Source organism: Streptomyces sp. CB01635, assembly GCF_002803065.1.
Lineage (GTDB): Bacteria > Actinomycetota > Actinomycetes > Streptomycetales > Streptomycetaceae > Streptomyces.
Map to the genome: position 1 here is coordinate 18825 of NZ_NNBL01000032.1, position 22373 is coordinate 41197.

The window sequence follows — 22373 nt, forward strand, 5'->3', positions numbered from 1 at the left end:
TCAGTTGCCGGCCCGCGTGGCGCCGCGGTCCGCCAGGGTGCGGGCGATCACGCCCAGGGCCTCGGGCCGGGCAAGACCGGCGTGGTCGGTGTCCAGGTGGTGCTCCTCGACCCGGCCGCTGACGTAGGGCCGCCAGCTGTCCGGGGTGAGCGCCGGGTCGGTGCGTCCGACGGTGGCCCCGAAGAAGACGAGGTCGCCGGCGAACGGCTGCGGCCTGAAGTCCGTGATGAGCCGCGTGTTGTTGAGGAAGACCGTGACCATGCGGCCCACGGACGCGTCGTCCAGGTTGGCCAGTGCGCTGCCGCTCTCGCCGAGGCGCTCCAGGACGGCGGCCCGCTCCAGGGGCGCGTCGCCGAAGGTCTCGGTGCGGTCGATGCCGGCGGCGTTGAGCAGGATCGCGAGGACCTGTTCCTCGCCGACCTCGTGCTCGGTGCCGTCGTAGGCGTCGGGATAGCCGTCGAGGACGGCGAGCAGCGTCACTTCGGCGCCTTCCGCCTGGAGCCGGGTGGCGACGGCGTGGGCGACCAGGCCGCCGAAGGACCAGCCGAGGATCTCGTACGGGCCCTCGGGCACCGTCTTGCGGATCTGCTCCGCGTAGTCGCGGGCCATGGCGTCGATGTCGGCGGGCAGCGGCTCCTCGTGGCTCAGGCCGCGTGCCTGGAGCGCGTACAGGGGCTGGTCACGGTCGATGTGCCGCAGGAGTCCGGAGTAGATCCAGCCGAAGCCGCCGGCCGGGTGGACACAGAACAGCGGGGTGCCGTTGCCCGTGGCGCGCAGGGGGAGCACCACGCCGAACGGATCGTGCTGGGCCGGTGAGCCGCCGTCGATGCGGGCGGCGAGCGCGGCGACGGTGGGTGCCTCGAAGAGGGTGCGGACGCCGACCTCGGTGCCGAGCCGGGCCCTGATGCGGCCGACGAGCCGGGTGGCCAGCATGGAGTGTCCGCCGAGTTCGAAGAAGTTGTCGTCGATGCCGACCCGCTCGGCGTCGAGGACCTCCGCGAACAGGCCGCACAACAGTTCCTCGCGCGGCCCGCGCGGCAGTCGTCCGGTGCCGCCGCCCCACTCGGGCTCCGGCAGCGCCGCACGGTCGAGCTTGCCGTTGGGGGTCACCGGCAGGGCGGTCATCGGCACGAACGCGGCCGGGACCATGTAGTCGGGCAGCAACTGCTCCAGTTCGGCGCGCAGTTCCCCGGGGCGGACGTCCTGGCCGACGACGTAGGCGACCAGCACCTTGTCCCCGCCGCGCGGGCGGGCGACGACCACGGCACGGGTGACGCCCGGGTGGGTGGCGAGCGCGGTTTCGATCTCGCCGGGTTCGATGCGGAAGCCGCGGACCTTCACCTGCTGGTCGGCGCGCCCGAGGAACTCCAGGGCCCCGTCGGCATTGCGCCGGGCGATGTCGCCGGTGCGGTACATCCGGCCGCCCGCGTCGTCGAAGAGCTCCGCGTAGGGGTCGGCCGTGAAGCGCTCGGCGGTGCGGGCCGCCTGGGCCAGGTAGCCGCGGGCGAGGCCGGCGCCGGCGATGTAGAGCTCGCCGGGGACGCCGGGTGGCACCGGCCGCAGCTTCTCGTCGAGGACGTAGGCGCGGGTCTCGTCCAGGGGGCGGCCGATCGGCACGGCGGCGGGCACCTGCCCGGCCTCGGTGAACCGGTGCCAGGTGCAGCCGAGGGTGATCTCGGTGGGCCCGTACAGGGCCTTGACCGTGGTGCCGGGGCAGGCCTGAAGCACCCGGCGGACGGCGGTGGGCGGGACCACGTCGCCACCGGTCCACACGTCCTTGACGCCCGCGAAGACCTCGGGGGCCTCGTCGGCGACGGCGCCGAGCAGGCCTGCGGTCAGCAGCAGCGAGGTGACGCCCTGCCCGGGCAGGACGCGGCGCAGCATGGTCGCGTCGACGTCCCCGCGGGGGGCGACGACGATGCGGCCGCCCGCGAGCAGCGGACTCCACAGCTCGTAGGTGGAGATGTCGAAGGCGTACGGGGAGTGCATGAGGATCCGCGACTCGGCGGTGGTCTCCCAGCAGCGGTCCACGGCGAGGGCGATGGCGTCGCGGTGGGTGATGCCGATGCCCTTGGGCAGGCCGGTGGAGCCGGAGGTGTACATGATGTACGCCAACTGGTCCGGCAGCACGGTGACTTCGGGGGCGGTGGCCGGCTCCCCCGTGAGCGGCCCGTCGTCCAGGGCGAGGGTCCGGGTGCCCAGGCGGGCAGCGGTCTCCTCGTGGAAGGCGTCGGTGAGCAGCAGCGCGGCGCCGGTGTCCGTGAGGACGTGCCGCATCCGGTCCTCGGGATAGCCGGTGTGCAGCGGCACGTACACGCCACCCGCCTTGAGGACGGCGAGCGTGCTGACGACGAGGTGCGCGGAGCGTTCCTGGAGGACGGCGACCGGTGTCTCCGTCCGCACGCCCTCGGCGACGAGACGGTGCGCCAACTGGTTCGCCCGTGCGTCGAGTTGGGCGTAGGTGAGCGTGGTGGCGCCGGGTTCGGCGACGGCGATCGCGTGCGGGGTGCGGGCGGCGCGTTCAGCGACGCGCTGCGGGAGCGAGGCGTCGGCGGCGGCCCGGCCGGGGCGGTGCGCCGTGTCGTTCCAGCCGGTCAGCACCAGGTTCCGCTCGCCGGTGCCCAGGATCGGCACATCGGTGACGGTGGCGTCGGGGTCGGCGGCGACGTACCGGAGGAAGGCCACGAGGCGGTCCGTGAGTGCCTGCGCGGTGGCCGCGTCGAACAGGTCGGTGCTGTATTCGAGGACGGCGTCGATCCCCCGGGGTTCACCGCTCGCGCCGTGCCGTTCGGCCAGGTTGAACGTCAGGTCGAACTTGGCGGCGCCGAGAGCGACGACCTCGGGCCGTGCGGTGAGCCCGGGCAGTTCGAGGACGGCCTCGGGGGTGTTCTGGAGGGCGAGCAGCACCTGGAAGAGCGGGTGGCGTGCCAGGGAGCGCCCTGGACTCAGCTCCTCGACGAGCTTGTCGAACGGCATGTCCTGGTTGGCGTACGCGGCGAGGTCGGACTCCCGTACCCGGTCCAGGAGTTCACGGAAGGTGGGATCGCCGGAGGTGTCGGTACGCAGGACGAGCGTGTTGACGAAGAAGCCGACGAGATCGTCGAGCGCGTCGTCGGTACGGCCCGCGACGGGGCTGCCGACCGGGATGTCGGTGCCCGCGCCGTGCCGGGTCAGGACCGCGGACAGCGCGGCCTGCAGCACCATGAACAGGCTGCCGCCGCTGGAGCGGGCGAGCGCGAGGAGCTGCCGGTGCAGGTCGGCGTCGAGGGTACGGAAGACCGCCTCGCCTCGGTGCGCGGGAACGGCCGGGCGGGGCCGGGCGGCGGGGAGTTGCAGTTCGTCGGGCAGCCCGGCCAGGGCCTCCTTCCAGTACGCGCTCTGCCGGGCGATCGTGCTCGCCGGGTCGGACTCGTCGCCGAGCACCTCGCGCTGCCACAGCGTGTAGTCGGCGTACTGGACCGGCAGCGGCGCGAACTCGGGGGCGCGGCCCTTTCCGCGGGCCTCGTAGGCGGTGACCAGGTCTCGGGTGAGCGGGGCGAGGGACCAGCCGTCACCCGCGATGTGGTGCAGCAGGAGCAGCAGTACGTGCTCCTGCTCGTCGAGGCGGAACAGGACCGCCTTGAGCGGAAGGTCGGCCGTGAGGTCGAAGGAGTGCCGTGCCGCCGCGGCCAGGTCGGCTGCCAGGTCGTCCTCGGTGGTGTCGCGCCGGTGCAGGACGGGGCGCGCGTCGGCCGGGGCGAGGATGTGCTGGCGGGGGCTGCCGTCCTGGCCCTCGGGGAAGACGGTACGCAGCGTCTCGTGCCGGGCGCTCACGTCGGCGAGGGCCGCGGTGAGTGCGTCGGCGTCGAGGGTTCCGGTCAGGCGCAGGCCCACGGGCATGTTGTAGCCGGGGTCGTCGCCGGTGAGGCGGCCGAGGAACCACAGGCGACGCTGGGCGGGCGAGAGCGGCAGCTCGGCCGGCCGTTCCATGGGGCGCAGTGCGGGGCGGCTGCCGCGCCCGGCGGCGTCGACGGCCTCACCGAGCCGGGCCACGGTGGGTCCCTCGAACAGGTCGCGCAGCGAGACCTCGGCGCCCAGGACCGTCCGGATGCGGCTGAGCAGCCGGGTCGCGAGGAGCGAGTGTCCCCCGAGGTCGAAGAAGTTGTCGTCGATGGAGATCTGTCCGGTGCCGAGGACTTCCGCGAACAGGCCGCACAGGATCTCCTCGCGCGGGCTGCGCGGGGCGCGGCCCGCTGCGTCGGGGGCCTCCGGCGCGGGCAGCGCGGCCCGGTCGAGCTTGCCGTTCGGGGTGAGCGGCAACGCGTCAAGGACGGTGTACGCGGAGGGGACCATGAAGTCCGGCAGCCGTGCGGCCAGGTGGGCCCGTACGTCGCCGAGGTCGGCGCCCTCTCGGGTGACGACGTAGGCCACGAGCCGGTCGCCGTGCGGCAGGGCCGCTGCCTGGACGATGTGCGGGTGCGCGGTAAGCGCCGCCTCGACCTCGCCGGGCTCGACGCGGAAGCCGCGGATCTTCACCTGGTGGTCGATACGCCCCGCGAACTCCAGCTGTCCGTCGGCGTTCCAGCGGCCGAGGTCACCGGTGCGGTACATACGGGTTCCTGCGGCGCCGTACGGGTCGGCGACGAAGCGGGCGGCGGTCAGGGCGGGCTGTCCCAGATAGCCACGGGCGACGCCCGCGCCGGCGAGGTACAGCTCGCCGGTGACGCCCGGCGGCACCGGGCGCAGCGCGCTGTCGAGGACGTACACCCGGTCGTGGTCGACGGGGCGCCCGATCGGTACGGCCTGCGCCCAGTTCGCGGGGTCGGCGGGCAGGGTGTGGGTGGTGACGGCGTGGGTCTCGGCGGGGCCGTACACGTTGTGCAGGCGCCGCCCCGGAACCGCGTACGCGAAGTCACGCATCCGCTCGGTCGGGGTGAGCGCCTCGCCGCCCTGGAGGATGTCCGTGAGGTGGGGCAGGGTGCGGCCCGCTTCGGCAGCGGCCTCGGCGACCGCCTCGACGACCAGGTTCGGCGCGAACAGCTCGGAGACGTGGTGCTCGTCGAGCCAGCCGGCGAGCAGCTCGGCGCTGTGGCGGACCTCGTCGGACGGCACGAGGAGCGTCTTGCCCATGACGAGCGGGGAGAGGATCTCCTGGACGGAGAAGTCGAAGCCGATCGCGGTGAACTGGGCGGTGCGCACGCCCTGCCCGCCGGGGAAACGGCGGGCGTGCCAGGTCAGCAGGTTGACCAGGGCGCTGCCGGGCATCACGACGGCCTTGGGGGTGCCGGTGGACCCGGAGGTGTAGATGACGTACGCCGGGTGCTGGGGCAGCAGCGGCGTGGTCCGGTCGGCGTCGGTGAGGTCCGTGTCCGCGTAGGCGGACAGGCCCTGCGGCATCGAGTCGAGCACGATCGCGGGACAGGCGTCGTCGATCATGAAGGCGATGCGTTCGGCGGGGTAGGACACGTCGACGGGCAGGTACGCCGCACCGGTCTTGAGGACGGCGGCCATCGCCACGTACAGGTCCGGGCAGCGCGGCATCCGCAGCGCCACGATCCGCTCGGGCCCGGCGCCCAGCTCCACGAGGCGGCGTGCCAGCCGGTTGGCCCGGGCGTTGAACTGGGCGTACGTCAGCGACTCATTGCCGTGCACCAGTGCCAGAGCATCCGGCGTACGCGCCACTTGGCGTTCGAGAAGGTGGGGTACGCGCGCATCGGTGTCGCTCTCCGTTCCATCGGTCTCGTTCCACTCGTCCAGAACCCGGCGGCGTTCGGCGGGGTGCAGCAGTTCGACGCTGCCGACGGTGGTGTCGGGGTCGTCCGCGACGGCGTCGAGGAGTCGTTCGAGCCGGGTGACGAGCGCCTCGGCGGTGGCCCGCTCGAACAGGTCCGTGCTGTATTCCAGGGCGGCCTGGATGCCGCCGGGACCGCCGTCCCCCGCGCGCAGTTCGACCATGCTCAGGTGCAGGTCGAACTTGGCGACGCCGACGCCGACCGGCAGGGCCTCGGCCTCGAGGCCGGGCAGCGCGAGGCGGGCCTCCCCGCTGTTCTGGAAGGCCAGCATGACCTGGAACAGGGGGTGGCGGGCGAGGGAGCGCTGCGGGCGCAGCCGCTCCACGAGCTTCTCGAACGGCACGTCCTGGTTCGCGTACGCGGCGAGGTCGGACTCCCGTACCCGGTCCAGGAGTTCACGGAAGGTGGGATCGCCGGAGGTGTCGGTGCGCAGGACGAGCGTGTTGACGAAGAAGCCGACGAGATCGTCGAGCGCGTCGTCGGTACGGCCCGCGATGGGGCTGCCGACGGGGATGTCGGTGCCCGCGCCGTGCCGGGTGAGCAGCGCCGCGAACGCGGCCTGCAGCACCATGAACAGGCTCGCGCGGCTGGTGCCGGCGAGCGCGGCCAGGCGCTGGTGCAGTTCGGGTGTGATCCGGAACGGCACGGTGTCGCCGCGGTGGGTGGCGACGGCGGGCCGGGGCCGGTCGGTGGGCAGCTCCAGTTCCTCGGTGATGCCGTCGAGCCGGTCGGTCCAGTAGGCGAGCTGGTGTGCGTAGCGGCTGTCGGGGTCGTGCTCGTCACCGAGCAGTTCGCGCTGCCACAGCGTGTAGTCGGCGTACTGGACCGGCAGCGGCGCGAAGTCGGGGGCGCGCCCGGCGCGACGCGCGGCGTAGGCCTCGGTCAGGTCGCGGGCGAGCGGCGGCCAGGACCAGCCGTCTCCCGCGATGTGGTGCATGAGCAGCAGCAGGACGTGTTCCTGCTCGCCGAGCCGGAACAGGGTGGCGCGCAGCGGGAGTTCACCGGCGAGGTCGAAGCCGCGGCGGGCCGCCTCGGTGAGCTCCGCGCCGAGGCGCTCGGCGGTGGTGGACACGGTCTCGAAGGAGGGCCGCTCGGCGTCCAGGACCTGCTGGCGGGGGACGCCGCCGCGCTCCGGATAGACGGTGCGCAGCGTCTCGTGACGCCGCATCAGGTCGGTGAGGGCGGCGCGCAGGGCGTCCTGGTCGAGGTCGCCGGTGAGCCGCAGGCTCATCGGGATGTTGTAGGTGGCGCTCGGGCCTTCCATGCGGTGCAGGAACCAGAGGCGGTACTGGGCGAAGGACAGCGGCATCTCGTCGGGACGGGTGCGTACGGTCAGTGCCGGGCGCGCGTCGTGCGCGCCGTCGACGCGTTCGGCGAGCGCGGCGACGGTCGGCGCCTGGAACAGGTCGCGGACGGCGAGTTCGGCGCCGAGGACGGTGCGGATGCGGCTGAGCAGCCGCGTCGCGAGGAGCGAGTGCCCGCCCAGGTCGAAGAAGCTGCGGTCGATGCCCACCTTCGGCAGCCCGAGCACCTCGGCGAACAGGGTGGACAGGATTTCCTCGCGGCGGGTGCGCGGGGCCTGCCCGGTGGCTTCGGTGCCCCAGTCGGGGGCGGGCAGCGCGTCCCGGTCGAGCTTGCCGTTGGCTGTCAGCGGCAGCGCGTCCAGCAGCACGTAGGCGGCGGGGGCCATGTGGGCGGGCAGCCGCTCGGCGACGAGGTCGCGCAGCTCGCCGGTGAGGCGGGAGTCCTCGTGGCCGCGGGCGGGATCGTTGGCGAGGGGGCGGTCGCCGCCGCGCGGGGTGTAGGCGGGGCCGTCGCCGGTGTACGCGTCGAAGGTGTCGTCCTGCGCGCCCCAGGTGCACACGGCGCCGAGGCCGCGCACCGCGGCGGGGTCGATGGCTCCCTCGGGCACGGGTCCGTCGAGGAGGCCGGCGGCCTCGGCGGCCCCGCCGCCGGTGAGCGCGGCGAGCGCCGCGCCTTCGCGCACGAGCCGGGCGTTGGGGATGCCGGTGACGCGCACGTGGCGCTCGCCCAGTGCCTCGGCCAGGCCGTCGAAGGTGTTCACGTCGGCGTTCCAGCGCAGGGTCCGCTCCGGCGCCGCGGCTGCCGTGGGCCCGGCGGAACGGCGCAGGGTGACGTCGTAGCGGTGGCGGCTCATCTCGTTGTGGTGGGCGGCGTCGCGCAGGGTGACGTCCGCCGAGGCGAACAGCGGCTCCCGCGCGGCGAGGTCCGTGAAGAAGTCCGGGTCGAGGAGAAGTTCCTTCTCGGTGACCAGGGACTGCTCGACGGCGCGGCGCACCGCCGACGGGTCGGCGAAGGCGCCCGCGCGGCGCAGTTCGACGGCCGTGCGGAAGGTGCGCAGGGTCCGCAGGCTACGGAGGTCGCCGAGGAAGACGGTGCCGCCCGGGGCGAGCAGTCGCGCGGCCGCGCGAAGGACGTCGGCGAGGTAGCCGGCGTTCGGGAAGTACTGGACCACCGAGTTGACGACGACGGTGTCGAACCGGCCCTCGGGCAGGCCCTCCGTCTCGTGCGCGGCCCGGGCGCGGACGGTGACCTTCGCGGACAGTTCGGGCCGGGCGTCCAGGTGGGTCCGGAGCTGGGCGACGACGCTCGTCGACAGGTCCGTGCCCCAGTACTCCTCCACGTGCGGGGCCACCTGCGAGAGGATCAGGCCGGTGCCGCAGCCGATCTCCAGGACCCGGCGCGGGCGCAGCGCGAGGACCCGGTCGACGGTCGCGGCCCGCCACTCCCGCATCTCGTCCAGGGGGATCTCCTCACCGGTGTAGCTGCTGTTCCAGCCGGAGAAGTCCTCGCCGAACACGCGGCCGGGCTCGGCCTCGTAGAGCTGCTCGTACGTCTCCTGCCACATGCCGACCTGCTCGGTGCCGCGCGCCTCGTCCTCGGTGCCGCCCTGGGTGTCGCGCACCAGATAGGCGACGAGCCGCTTGTCGCCGCTTGTGGCGGGGCCGTCCTCGCGGGCGACGACGGCGGCCGTGGCGACGGACGGGTGCGCGGTGAGCGCCGCCTCGACCTCGCCGGGCTCGATGCGGAAGCCGCGGATCTTGAGCTGCTGGTCGGCGCGGCCGGCGAACTCGAGCTGCCCGTCGGTCCGCAGCCGCGCGAGGTCGCCGGTGCGGTACATGCGGGCGCCGGTCTCACCGAACAGGAGCGCGTACGGGTCGGGGACGAACCGCTCGGCGGTCAGTTCCTGGCGGCCCAGATAGCCGCGGGCAAGGCCGGCGCCTGCGACGTACATCTCGCCGGTGACGCCGGGCGGCACGGGCCGCAGCCGCTCGTCGAGGACATAGACGCGCGCGCCGTCGACGGGGCGGCCGATCGGCGGGACGACGGCCCCGGCCAGCGGTGCGCTCATGGTGGCGCACACGGTCGTCTCGGTGAGCCCGTACGCGTTGACCATGCGGCGGTCGGGGGCGAACCGCCCGCTCTGGTCGGCGGCCGTGGTGTCGCCCGCGACGATCAGGTCCGTGCCGGGCGGCAGCGCGCCGTCGGGCAGGGCGGGAAGAGCGCTCGGCGGGAGGGCGATCAGAGTGACGCCCTGGTCGCGTACGAGGCGTGCGAGGCCGGGGCCCGGCAGGAGTTCGTCCGGCGTGGCGATGACCAGACCGGCGCCGGTGAGCAGGGCGGAGGTGAGCTCCCACAGGGCCGCGTCGAAGCTGATCGAGGCGAAGTTGAGGACGCGGCTGTGCGGACCGAGACCGAAGGCGGCGGCCTGCGCGGGGAGCGTCGCCGTGGCGGCGCGGTGCGGCACCACGACGCCCTTGGGCAGGCCGGTGGAGCCGGAGGTGTAGATGACGTACGCCGGGTGCTGGGGCAGGAGTGGGGTGAGGCGGTCGGCGTCGGTGAGGGCCGTGTCCGGGTACTCGCTCAGGTCCTGCGGGAGCGATTCGAGGACCAGCGCCGGGCGGGCGTCGGCGCGCATGTGCGCGATGCGGTCGGCCGGGTAGTCCGGGTCGATGGGGAGATAGGCGGCGCCGGACTTCCACACGGCGAGCACCGCGGTGAACAGGTCGAGGGAGCGGGGCAGTCGGAGGGCGACGATGCGCTCCGGTCCCGCGCCCTGTGCGACGAGGTGGCGGGCGAGCCGGTTGGCGCGGGCGTCGGCCTGCCCGTACGTGAGCGACCGGGTCCCCATGACCAGCGCGGTGGCGTCGGGGGTGCGGGCGGCCTGTTCCTCGAAGAGCGCGGTGAGGGTGCGCTCCGTCCTGTCGGGCGCGTCGGCGGGGAGGTTGAAGTCGACGAGCACGTGGTGGCGCTCGGCGGGGCCGAGCAGGTCGACGGAGCCGATGGTGCGCTGCGGGTCGTCGGCGACGGCGTCGAGGAATCGCACCAGCCGCTCGCCGAGTGCCTCCACGGTGGCGCGCTCGAAGAGTTCGGTGCTGAACTCCCAGTCGCCGCGGATGCCGGCGCGGACGCCGTCGGCGGTGTGCTCCTCGACGACGGCGAGGCCGAGGTCGAACTTGGCGAAGCCGACGCGGACGGGCTCGGCGGCGACCTCCAGGCCGGGCAGGGCGAGGTCGGCGGCGGGCATGGACTGCAGGGCGAGGACGACCTGGAAGAGCGGGTTGCGCGCGAGGGTGCGCTCCGGGTTGACCTCCTCGACGAGCTTCTCGAACGGCAGGTCCTGGTGCGTGTACGCGGCGAGGTCGAACTGCCGCACGCGTTTGACCAGTTCGGCGAACGACGGATCGCCGGAGGTGTCGGTGCGCAGGACGAGCGTGTTGACGAAGAAGCCGACGAGATCGTCGAGCGCGTCGTCGGTACGGCCCGCGATGGGGCTGCCGACGGGGATGTCGGTGCCCGCGCCGTGCCGGGTGAGCAGCGCCGCGAACGCGGCCTGCAGCACCATGAACAGGCTGCTGTCCGAGGCCTTCGCGAGCGCGGTCAGCTTCTCGTGGAGCTCGGCGGCGATACGGAACGGCACGGTCTCGCCCCGGTGGCTCGCGACGACGGGCCGCGCGTGGTCGGTGGGCAGCTCCAGATGTGCGGGAGCCCCCTTCAGCGCCTCGCGCCAGTGGGCCAGTTGAGCACCGTGCAGCGACCCGTCGTCGTCCGCGTCACCGAGCAGCTCGCGCTGCCACAGCGTGTAGTCGGCGTACTGGACCGGCAGCGGCGCGAAGTCGGGGGCGCGCCCGGCGCACCGCGCGGCGTAGGCGCGGCCGAGGTCACGGGCGAGCGGGGCCAGGGACCAGCCGTCGCCCGCGATGTGATGGAGCAGCAGGAACAGCACGTGCTCGCGCTCGCCGAGCTCGAACAGCGTGGCGCGCAGCGGGAGTTCGCGGGTGAGGTCGTAGGGCTGCGCGGCGGCCCCGGAGAGCCGCTCGCCGAGTGTGGCCTCCTCGGCGGGTACGACGTCCAGGGCGGGGGCGGCCTCACCGGGCGGCAGGATGTGCTGGTAGGGCTCACCCTCGTGGCTCGGGTAGACGGTGCGCAGTGTCTCGTGGCGGGTGGTCAGGTCGGCGAGGGCGGCTCGCAGCGCGGCCCGGTCCACGTCGCCGCGCAGCCGCAGCGTCAGCGGGATGTTGTAGGTGCTGTTGGGGCCGTCGAGGCGGCCCAGGAACCACAGCCGGCGCTGCGCGTGCGACAGCGGCAGCCGCTCGGGGCGCTCGGCCGGGGCCAGGGCGGGGCGGGCCCCCGACGCCTGGTCGAGGCGGCCGCCCAGGCCCGCGACGGTCGGCGCGTCGAACAGGTCGCGCAGGGAGACCTCGGTGCCGAGGACGGTGCGGATGCGGCTGATCAGCCGGGTGGCGAGCAGCGAGTGCCCGCCCAGGTCGAAGAAGTTGTCGTCGATGCCGACCTGCGGGACCTTGAGGACGGCCGCGAAGAGGGTGCACAGGATCTCCTCGCGGGGCGAGCGCGGCCCGCGCCGGACCGTGGTCACCTGGGGTGCGGGCAGTGCGGCCCGGTCGAGCTTGCCGTTGGGGGTGAGCGGCAGCTCGGGCAGGGCGACGATCGCGGCGGGGACCATGAACTCCGGCAGTGAGCGGGCGAGTTCGGTGCGCAGGGCCGTCGTGTCGAGGAGGCTGCCGGGGCCGTTCGCCGGGACGACGTAGGCGACCAGGCGCTTGTCACTGCTTCCGGCGGGACCGTCCTCGCGGGCGAGTACGGCGGCACGGGCGACGGCCGGGAGCGCGGTGAGCGCGGACTCGATCTCGCCGGGCTCGATGCGGAAGCCGCGGATCTTGACCTGGTGGTCGGCGCGGCCCGCGAACTCCAGCTGTCCGTCCGCGTTCCAGCGGCCGAGGTCGCCGGTGCGGTACATACGGGTGCCCGCGGCGCCGTACGGGTCGGCGACGAACCGCTCGGCGGTCAGCACGGGCCGGTTCAGATAGCCGCGTGAGACGCCCGCGCCGGCCAGGTACAGCTCGCCGACGGCGCCGGGCGCCACCGGGCGCAGCGCGCTGTCGAGGACGTAGACGCGGGCCCCGGAGACGGGGCGGCCGATCGGGGCGGGCTCGGTCCAGGCCGTCGGGTCGTCGGGCAGGGCGGCGCCGGTCATCACATGGGTCTCGGCGGGCCCGTAGTGGTTGTGCAGCCGCCGCCCCGGCACGGCGGCGACGAAGTCGCGCACGGCGGGGCCGAGCGACAGGGCCTCGCCCGCCTGGGCGATGTGGCGCAGGGCGGGCAGGGTGCGGCCCGCTTCGGCGGCGGCCTCGGCGACGGCCTCGATGACGAGGCTGGGCGCGTACAGCTCGGCGACGTCGTGCTCGTCGAGCCAGGCGGTGAGCTGCTCCGCGCTGCGCCGCACATCCTCGGCCGGGACGGCGAGGGTCTTGCCGTGCAGCAGGGTGGCGAGGATCTCCTGGGCGGCCACGTCGAAGCCGATGGTGGTGAACTGCGCGACGGCGGTGCCCGGTTCGCCGGGTATCTCCCGCTGGTGCCAGGCGAGCAGGTTGACCAGGGCGCTGCCCGGCATGACGACGGCCTTGGGGGTGCCCGTGGAACCGGACGTGTAGATGACGTACGCCGGGTGGTGCGGCAGCAGCGGCGTGGTCCGTTCGGCGTCGGTGAGGTCCGTGTCCGCGTAGGTGAGCAGGTCCTGGCCGCTCTCCTCGCCGGTGAGGACCACGGCGGGCCGGGCGTCGTCCATCATGAAGGCGATGCGCTCGGCCGGGTAGGCGACGTCCACCGGGAGGTAGGCGGCGCCGGTCTTGAGGACGGCGAGCAGCGCCACGTACAGGTCGAGGGAGCGCGGCAGCCGCAGCGCGACGGTCTCCTCGGGGCCCGCGCCCTGCTCGACGAGCCGGCGCGCCAGCCGGTTGGCACGCGCGTTCAGCTCGGCGTACGTCAGCGACTCGTCGCCCACGGCCAGGGCGGTGACGCCGGGGGTGCGGGCGGCCTGCTCCTCGAACAGTGCGGCCAGGGTGCGCTCGGGTGCCGGGGCGCCGCTCGCGTTGAACTTCTCGACGACCAGGCGGCGTTCGTCGCCGGACAGCAGGTCGAAGCGGCCCACGGGCAGGTCGGCGCCGTGCTCGGCGATGTCGGACAGCAGCGCGTCGAGCCGCCCGAGCAGCCTGCGCGCGCCCGCCTCGTCCACCACGTCGCCCCGGTGGTCGAGGCGGAAGCGGATGGTGTCGCCGGGGATGGCGAGCAGGCTCAGCGGGTAGTGGGTGGCGTCGCCGACCTCGAAACCCGCGAGGCGCAGGCCCCGGGACTCGGCGCGCAGGACGGCCGGGTCGAGGGGATAGTTCTCGAACACCACGACGGTGTCGAAGAGTTCGCCGGTGCCGGCCGCCGCCTGCACCTCGGTGAGGGACAGGTGCCGGTGCTCGATCAGAGCGGCCTGCTCCTGCTGGACGCGGCCGAGCAGCTCGCCGAGGGTCTCGGACGGGCGGACGCGGACGCGGACCGGCAGGGTGTTGATGAACATGCCGATCGTCGACTCGATGCCGGGTATCTCCGGCGGGCGGTGGGCGACGGTCGCGCCGAACACGACGTCGTCGCGGCCCAGTTCACGGCCGAGCAGCAGCGCCCAGGCACCCTGCACCAGCGTGTTGGGGGTGATGTTGCGGGAGCGGGCGAGCGCCGTGAGCCGAGTGGTGGTCGCGGCGTCGATCTCGTGCCAGATCTGGCCGGGCAGGGCGGACCCGCCGGCCGCGCCCCGGCCGGCTCCGGCGCCCGCGACCAGGCTCGGTCCCTCGAGATCCGCGAAGGCGGCGCGCCAGGCGGCGCGTGCCGCGTCGTCGTCGCGCCCGGCGAGCCAGCCCAGGTAGGCGCGGTAGGGGGTGACGGGCGGCAGGCCCGCGTCGTCGCCGGACTGCCCGTAAAGCGTGAACAGTTCGCGTACGAGCAGCGGCATCGACCAGCCGTCGAGGAGCAGGTGGTGCGTGGTGAGGACGAGCTTGTGGTGCTCGGGGGCGAGGGCGAGCAGCCCGAAGCGGATCAGCGGCGGGGCGCCCGGGTCGAAGCGCTCGGCGCGGTCGTCGGCGACGTACGCCGCTACGGCGCGCTCGCGCTCCTCGTCGCCGAGCCCGGTGAGGTCACGGGTCCGCCAGGGCAGCGGCACCTCGTGGGGCACGAACTGGACGGGCCGTTCGACGTTCTGCTGCCAGAAGCCCGCGCGCAGGTTGGGGTGGCGGCGCAGCAGGGTGCCGGCGGCCGCCGACAGGTCGTCCTCCACGAGCGGGCCGCGCAGCTCGAAGACCATCTGGACGGTGTAGACGTCCGTGCCCTCGGCCTCGGCGCCGTAGGTGACCTGGAAGAGGAGACCTTCCTGGAGCGGGGACAGGGGCAGAACGTCGGCGAGTCCGGACTGCGTCATCGGGCTACCTTCCAGGCGGCTTCGAGCTGGTCGATCTGGTCCTGACTGAGCGAGACCAGGGACAGGTCGGAGGGAGTGATGCCGCCCGCGTCGGGACGTTCGGCATGGGTGACGAGGGCCTTGAGAGCGCGGAACCAGGTCTCGCCGAGGTCGCGCACGGCGGCCTCGTCGAGGAGCCGGCCCGCCCAGGTCCACACGGCCTGCAGCCGGGGGCCCGAACTCCCGTCACGGGTGAGGGCGTTGACCTCGACGGCGTGCGCCAGGGGCAGATCGGCGTCGGTGCCGTCGCCGATCGCGTCGGCGTCGGGGGCGGCCGTCCACAGACCGCCCTCCTCACCGAGGAACCGGCCCAGGTAGTTGAACCCGAGGTCGGGCGTGCCGTGCCGGGCGAGCGCGGCGAGGCTGCGGCCGGTGCGGACGTCGAGGTGACGGAGCAGGCCGTGGCCGATGCCGCCGTCGGAGATCTCGCGCAGCTGCTCCTTGATCCGCTTGACGGCCTGCCCGGCGGCGGGGCCGCCCGCGAGGGCGTCGGCGCGGTCGAGCGCGCCGGGGGCCAGCCGTACGGGGTACATGCTGGTGAACCAGCCGACGGTGCGGGAGAGTTCGGCGCCGCTGCCGCCGGGCTCACGGCCGTGTCCTTCGAGGTCGATGAGGACGGCGTCGACGTCACCGAGGCCCCGGCGGCGGCGCCAGTCGGCGACGGCGAGCGCGAACGCGGTGAGCAGGACGTCGTCGACGCGCCCGTTGAACGCGGCGGTGACGGTGGTGAGCAGCGCGGAGGTGGTCGCGCCGTCCAGGTCGATGCTCAGGCTGCGGGCGGTGGCGGCGGTGTCCAGCCCCGGGTCGAGCGGCTGCGTGGTCACGGGCGCGGCGCCGCCGGCCAGCGTCCTGGTCCACAGGGCGAGTTCGGCCGTCCGTTCGGGCCGCGCGGCCTCTTCGGCGAGATAGCGCGCCCAGGCGCGGAAGGGCGTGCCGACGGGCGGCAGGGACCCGGTGACGCCCGGCTCCGTGGCCTCCCAGGCCGCCTTCAGGTCGGGCAGCAGGATGCGCCAGGAGACGCCGTCGACGACCAGGTGGTGGAGGGTCAGCAGGAGCCGGCCCGGCCGGCCCGGGCCCGCGTCCAGCCAGACGGCCCGGCCGTTGCGACCGGCGAACGGGTCGAGGCGGTCCCGGGCGGCCGCGGCTTCCTCGGCGGCCAGGGCGCGCAGCGCCGCGTCGTCGAGTCCGGCGGCGTCCACGCGACGCACCCAGTCCTCGGCGTGTGCGCCGCCGGGGGCGTCGATCCGCATCGACCAGCTGTCGCCGTCGCGCGTGAACACCGCGCGCAGCACGTCGTGGTGGTCGATGAGGGTGCGCAGCGCGGCGACGAGCCGGGCCTCGTCGAGCTCCGCGGGGACCGCGACCACCATCGACTGGCTGAACGCCTCGACGGGGCCGCCGCGTTCGCGCAGCCAGTGCATGATCGGGGTGAGCGGGACATCGCCCGTCGCCGCCGACGCGAGGGCTCCCTGCCCGGGTGGGGCGGGCTCCTCGGCGAGGGTCTCGGCGACGCCGGCGAGTGCCGCGACCGTCTTGTGCTCGAAGACCTGCGTGGCGGTCAGCGAGAGCCCTGCGCGCCGGGCCTTGCCGACGAGCTGGATGACCATGATGCTGTCGCCGCCGCGGTCGAAGAAGCTGTCGTCGATCGAGACGCCGTCGGCGCCGAGCACCTCGGCGAACAGCACCGCGAGCAGCTCCTCGCGCGGGGTTCGCGGGGCGCGCCCGGCCGATTCGGCGGCGCCGAAGTCGGGGGCGGGCAGGGACCGCCGGTCGAGCTTGCCGTTGGCGGTGAGCGGCAGCGCGTCCAGGCCCACGAACGCGGCGGGCACCATGTAGTCGGGCAGCGCCGCCGCGACGTGCTGACGCAGCACGGAGGCGTCGACGTCGGCGCCGGGCGCGGCGACGACGTAGGCGACGAGCCGCTTGGCGTTGTTCGCGACGGACCCGTCCTCGCGGACGAGGACGGCGCACTGGGCGACGCGCGGGTGGGCGCCGAGCACGGACTCGATCTCGCCGAGCTCGATCCGGAAGCCGCGCACCTTGACCTGGTGGTCGGCGCGGCCGAGGAACTCCAGGATGCCGTCGGGGCGGCGGCGCACCAGGTCGCCGGTGCGGTACATGCGGGCGCCCGGCGCGGCCGCGAACGGGTCGGCGACGAAGCGCTCCGAGGTGGCGTCTGGCCGCTTGAGGTAGCCACGGGCGAGCCGGGCGCCGCCGATGTACAGCTCGCCGCTCACGCCGGGCGGTACGGGGCGCAGCAGGTCGTCGAGGACGTGGCAGGTGGTGTTGTCCAGGGGGGTGCCGATGGGGACGGTGCTCTCCTGCTCCCAGGGGGCCCGCATGAAGTGGTGGGTGGCGAAGGTGGTGGCCTCGGTGGGTCCGTAGCCGTCGACGACCATCGTCGTCGGGGACGCCGCGAGCACCCGGCTGACGGCGGCCGGGGAGACGACGTCGCCGCCGGTCCACACCTCGCGTACGCCGGTGAAGCAGCCGGGGGACTCCTCGGCGAGCAGGTTGAACAGGCCGGACGTGAGCCACATGCCGGTGACCCTGCCGTCCACGATCGCCCGTTCCAGGGCCCGGGTGTCCAGGTCCCCGGGGGGCGCGACGACGACGGCACCGCCGGACAGCAGGGGCACCCACAGCTCGTACTGGGAGGTGTCGAAGGAGTACGGGGAGTGGAGCAGCACGCGCTCCTGGTTGCCGGTGCGCCAGCAGTGGTCGGCGGCGAGGACGCCGACGTCGCCGTGTGTGATGGCGACGCCCTTGGGGTTGCCGGTGGAGCCCGACGTGTACATCACGTAGGCGAGCTGGTGCGGGTGGGCGGGGACGACGGGCAGCGCGTCGCCCTCGTCCGGGAGCGCGTCGACCACCAGTACTTCGGCGTCGCCCGCCCAGGACGCGCAGGCGTGTTCGGCGTCGGTGACACGGTCGGTGAGCAGGACGCGCGCGCCGACGTCGCCGGTGATCAGGCTCATCCGGGCGGCCGGGTAGCGGGTGTTGAGCGGCACGTAGAACCCACCGGTGCGCAGCACTGCGAGCAGGGACACGACCAGGTCGGCCGAGCGCTGCTGAAGGACGGCGACGGCCGACTCGCGGCCGATGCCGGACGCGGCGAGCCGCCGCGCGAGCCGCCCGGACCTCAGGTCGAGCTCGGCGTAGGTGAGTTCGGTGCCGTCGTCGCCGACCACGGCGACGGCGTCGGGGGTGCGGGCGGCCTGCGCGGCGAACTGCTCGGCGAGCCCGGTGGCCGGGACGGGCCTCGCGGTGTCGTTGAAGTGGGCGAGCAGGGCGCTCTCGGTGGCGTCGAGGAGCTCGTGGGCGCCGACGGGCGTGTCGGGGGCGGCGACGGCCGCGTCGAGCAGGGCGAGGAAGCGGCGTACGACGGTCTCGGCGGTGGCCCGGTCGTACAGCGCGACGTCGTACTCGAGATCGCCGTCGATTCCCGCGAACTCCCCCGCGCCGGTGCGGTGCTCGACCACGTTGAAGGTGAGGTCGAACTTGGCGACGCCGAAGTCGACCGGCTCGCGCCGGACCTCGACGCCCCGCAGCTCGGCGGGGGCCTCGAAGTCCTGGTAGGAGAGGACCACTTGGAACAGCGGATGGCGGGCGGCCGAGCGTTCGGGCTGGAGGCGCTCCACGACGCGGTCGAAGGGCACGTCCTGGTGGGCGTACGCGGCCAGCGCGGCGGTGCGGACGCGGGCGAGCAGTTCGGTGAAGGAGGGATCGCCCGAGGTGTCGGTGCGCAGCACGACGGGGTTGACGAAGAAGCCCACGAGGGCGTCGAGGGCGCTGTCGGGGCGTGAGGCGGTGGGGCAGCCGATGGAGATGTCGGTGCCCGCGCCCAGGCGGCTGAGCAGCGCGGTCAGCGTGGCCTGGAGCACCATGTGGCAGGTGGATCCGTGGGTGCGGGCGAACGCGTCGATGCGGGCGTGCAGTGCGGGTGCGATGTCGAGGGGGACGGAGCCGCCGCGGTGCTCGGCCACCGGCGGGCGGGGCCGGTCGGCGAGCAGTTCCAGCTGGTCGGGCGCGCCGGCCAGGTTCCGCTCCCAGTAGGCGAGCTGGCGTCCGGCGAGGCTGCCCGGGTCCCGCTCGTCGCCGAGCAGGTCGCGCTGCCACAGGGCGAAGTCGGCGTAGCTGACCGGCAGCGGCGGGAGGCCGGGCGCGTGCCCGGCCAGCCGGGACGCGTACGCGGCGGACAGGTCGCCGAGCAGGGGGCGCAGCGACCAGCCGTCGCCGGCCACGTGGTGCATCAGCAGCAGCAGTACGTTGTCCCCGTCGGGCAGCGTGAACAGGTAGGCCCGGATGGGGAGTTGGCAGTCGAGGTTGAACGGGGTGCGGGCCGCGGCGGTGAGCTCGTCCGGCAGCCTCTCGGGCTCGATCCGGGACTCGATCACCCAGGGCCTGGCCTCCTCGGGCGGCAGCAGCCGCGGGGCGGCGCCACGCTCCCCGCGGGGGTAGACCGTACGCAGGCTCTCGTGGCGGGTGACCAGGTCGTGCAGGGCTTCGCGCAGGGCGATCCGGTTGAGGGCGCCGGTGATCCGCAGGGCGATCGGCATGTTGTAGGTGGGCGCGGCCCCCTCCACCTCGCGCAGGACCCACATGCGGTGCTGGGCGTACGACATGGGGGGCTCGTCACCGTGCGCCGCGGGGCGCAGCGGGGGCCGGGCGGCCCTCGCTGCCCCGGCCACGCGTGCGGCCAGGCCGGCCGGCGTCGGCGCCTCGAAGAGGTCCTGGATGGTGATCTCGGCGCCGAGCGCCTCGCGCACGGCGCCGATGAGCCGCCCGGCGAGCAGGGAGTGGCCGCCGAGGGTGAAGAAGTCGCTGTCGCCGCCGACCCGGGCGGTGTCGCCGACGCCCAGGACGTCGGCGAAGATCCGGCGCAGTGCCTCCTCCTCGGGTCCTGCGGCGGGCGCGGCGGCCTCGCGGGGCTCGTCGGGAGCGGCGGGCGCTGGCAGCACGGCCCGGTCGAGTTTGCCGTTGGCGGTCAGCGGCAGCGCGTCGAGCGGGGTGAAGGAGGCGGGCACGCAGTGTGCGGGCAGCGTCGCGGCGAGCAGGCGGCGCCAGTCGGCAGGGTCGGGGGTGTGTCCGGTGGCGGGCACCGCGTAGGCGGCGAGCCGCTTGTCGCCCGGCCGGTCCTCCCGGACCACGACCGCGGCCTCGGCGACGCCGGGGTGCGCGACGAGCGCGGACTCGATCTCGCCGAGTTCGATGCGGAACCCGCGGATCTTCACCTGGTGGTCGCCGCGGCCCAGATAGTCGAAGGTGCCGTCGTCCAGGAGCCGCACCAGGTCACCGGTGCGGTACATGCGGGTGCCGGGCGGGCCGTAGGGGTCGGCGACGAAACGGTCGGCGGTCAGGTCGGGGCGGCCCAGGTAGCCGCGGGCGAGGCCGGGGCCGGACACGTACAACTCGCCCGTGAATCCGGCGGGAACGGGGCGCAGCGCGGCGTCGAGGACGCGGGTGCGCAGGTCGGTGAGGGGGCCGCCGACGAAGGACCGGGCGCCGGGCACGGCGTGTTCCGGGCCGAGGGGCGCGCAGGTGACGTGCACGGTCGTCTCGGTGATGCCGTACATGTTGACCAGCCGGGCCGCGTCGGCGCCGCGCCGCGCGTACCAGTTCGCCAGCCGCGCGGGCTCCAGTGCCTCGCCGCCGAACACCACCTGGCGCAGGGCGAGTTCGGGGGCGTCGGCGCCGCGTTCACGGTCGGCGGTGTCGAGCTGGTGGAAGGCGGTCGGGGTCTGGCTGAGGACGGTGACCCGTTCGCGGGCGAGCAGGTCGAGGAAGCGGTCGGGCGAGCGGCTGACCGTGTACGGCACGACGACGAGACGACCCCCGTGGAGCAGCGCTCCCCAGATCTCCCAGACGGAGAAGTCGAAGGCGTAGGAGTGGAACAGGGTCCACACGTCGTCGGCGCCGAAGTCGAACCAGCGGCCGGTGGCGGAGAACAGCCGCAGCACGTTGGCGTGCGGGATCACGACACCCTTGGGCCGGCCGGTCGAGCCGGAGGTGTAGATGACGTACGCGGGGTGCGAGGCGTCCGCCCGGACCCCCGGGTCGGTGTCCGGGTACGCACTCAGGTCCTGGCGCATCGCCTCGGGGTCGAGCACGAGGACGGGCCGCGCGTCCTCGAGCATCCAGGTGCGCCGGTCCGCGGGGTAGTCGGGGTCCAGCGGCAGGTAGGCGGCGCCGGACTTCAGGACGGCGAGCAGGGCGACGACCAGGTCGGGCGAGCGCGGCAGGGTGAGGGCGACGAGCCGCTCGGGTCCGGCGCCGGCCGCGACGAGGCGGTGGGCCAGGCGGTTGGCGCGGGCATCGAGTTCGGCGTACGTGAGGTGGTCGCCCTCGTGGCTGACGGCGACCGCGTCGGGGGTGGCGGCGGCGCGGGCCGCGAACCGTGCGTGCAGGGTGCCGGTGGCGGCCGCCTCCTGCGGGTCGCCGTCGGCCGGCGTCTCCCCGGCGTGCAGGCGGGCCAGGGGCGTGTCGGGGTCCGCGGCGGCGAGGGCGCGCAGGAAGCGGGTGAAGCGCTCCAGGTGCGCCGCGGTCTCCGCCTCGCCGTACAGGTCCGGGTTGGCCTCGACATCGATGCGCAGCCCGGTGTCGCCCGGCTCCTCGTACACGGAGAACTTCAGGTCGTCGACGGGTCCCGTGGACACCGGGTGCACGGAGGCGGCCGCCTCGCCGAAGTCCAGGGCCCGCTGATAGGGCATCACGTTGACGACGGGCCCGTAGCCGCGCTCACCGACCAGACCGAGGTCGCGGCGCGCCTCCTCGTACGGGTAGCGCTGGTGCCGCAGCACGGGGACGAGGGCGTCACGGACGTCGGCGACCAGCTCGGTAAGCGGGGCGGCGGGGCGCGGTGCGACGTACAGCGGGAGGACGTTGGCGACCATGCCGGGGGTGCGGCGGGCGGCAGGGGTGAGGCGCGCGGTGACCGGCATTCCCAGGGTGATGCCCGGCTCTCCTGTCAGCCACTGGACGTACGCGGCGACAGCGGCCGGCGCGACGACCTGCCAGCCGGTCTCGGCGGCGGCGGCGACGGCGGTGAGACCCGCCAGCACGTCACGGCCCACGAAGGCGGTGTGCCGCCGGGCGTGCGGCGCGGCGGGCGCGGTGGACCCGGCGAGAGTGACGGGAGTGCGGCGCGGGGCGGCGAGCCAGTGTGCGCGGTCCCGGTCGTGGGCGGGCGAGTCGCGCCACGCGGCCTCGGCGTCGGTCAGCTCGCGTGCGGAGCAGTCGGGTCCGGCGGCGGCACCGGTGTAGGCGCGGGCGACGCGTTCGGCGACGAGCCGGAACCCGTAGCCGTCGATGAGGAGGTGGTGGACGTGGCTGAACCAGCGGTGGGACCCCTCCCCCAGTTTGAACAGCGCCTGGGTGAACAGGGGCCCGCCGCCGGCGGCGTCGAGGGGGCGCGCGATGACGTCCCGCATCCAGGCGTCGGCGGCGGCCGCCGGGTCGGGCGAGGCGCTGACGTCGATCCGGTGGACCGTGAAGGAGGGGTCCGCGTCGGCGCTCTGTGTGACGGTCCCGTCGGCTTCGGGGTGGAAGCGCAGCCGTAGCGCGTCGGTGCGGGCGATGACGTCGCGCAGCGCCCTCTCGAAGCGGTCCGCGTCCAGCGGGCCGGTGAGTTCGACGTACTCGCCGGTGTTGTAGACGGGGCTGTGCGGGTCCCGGGCCTGGGCGAACCAGATGCCGAGCTGGGCCGCCGTCAGTGGCAGACGCGTGCCGTCAGGAACGGGAACAGACACTCTTCCCCCAAAGTCCGGGCCGTCCGCTGCTGGTCG

General features: G+C 74.4%; 2 protein-coding genes. Both read right to left on the reverse strand.

Going from position 1 to position 22373, the window contains the following annotated elements; translation table 11 throughout:
* On the reverse strand, positions 1 to 14550 hold the full coding sequence (locus CG723_RS40020) for a non-ribosomal peptide synthetase (protein ID WP_100598471.1): 14550 nt from the start codon (positions 14548 to 14550) through the stop codon (positions 1 to 3).
* Positions 14547 to 22337 (reverse strand): non-ribosomal peptide synthetase, encoded by a 7791-nt coding sequence (locus CG723_RS40025; protein ID WP_100598472.1) that lies wholly within the window; start codon positions 22335 to 22337, stop codon positions 14547 to 14549. The genes CG723_RS40020 and CG723_RS40025 overlap by 4 nt, the downstream gene beginning before the upstream one ends.
* Positions 22338 to 22373 lie beyond the last annotated feature (36 nt).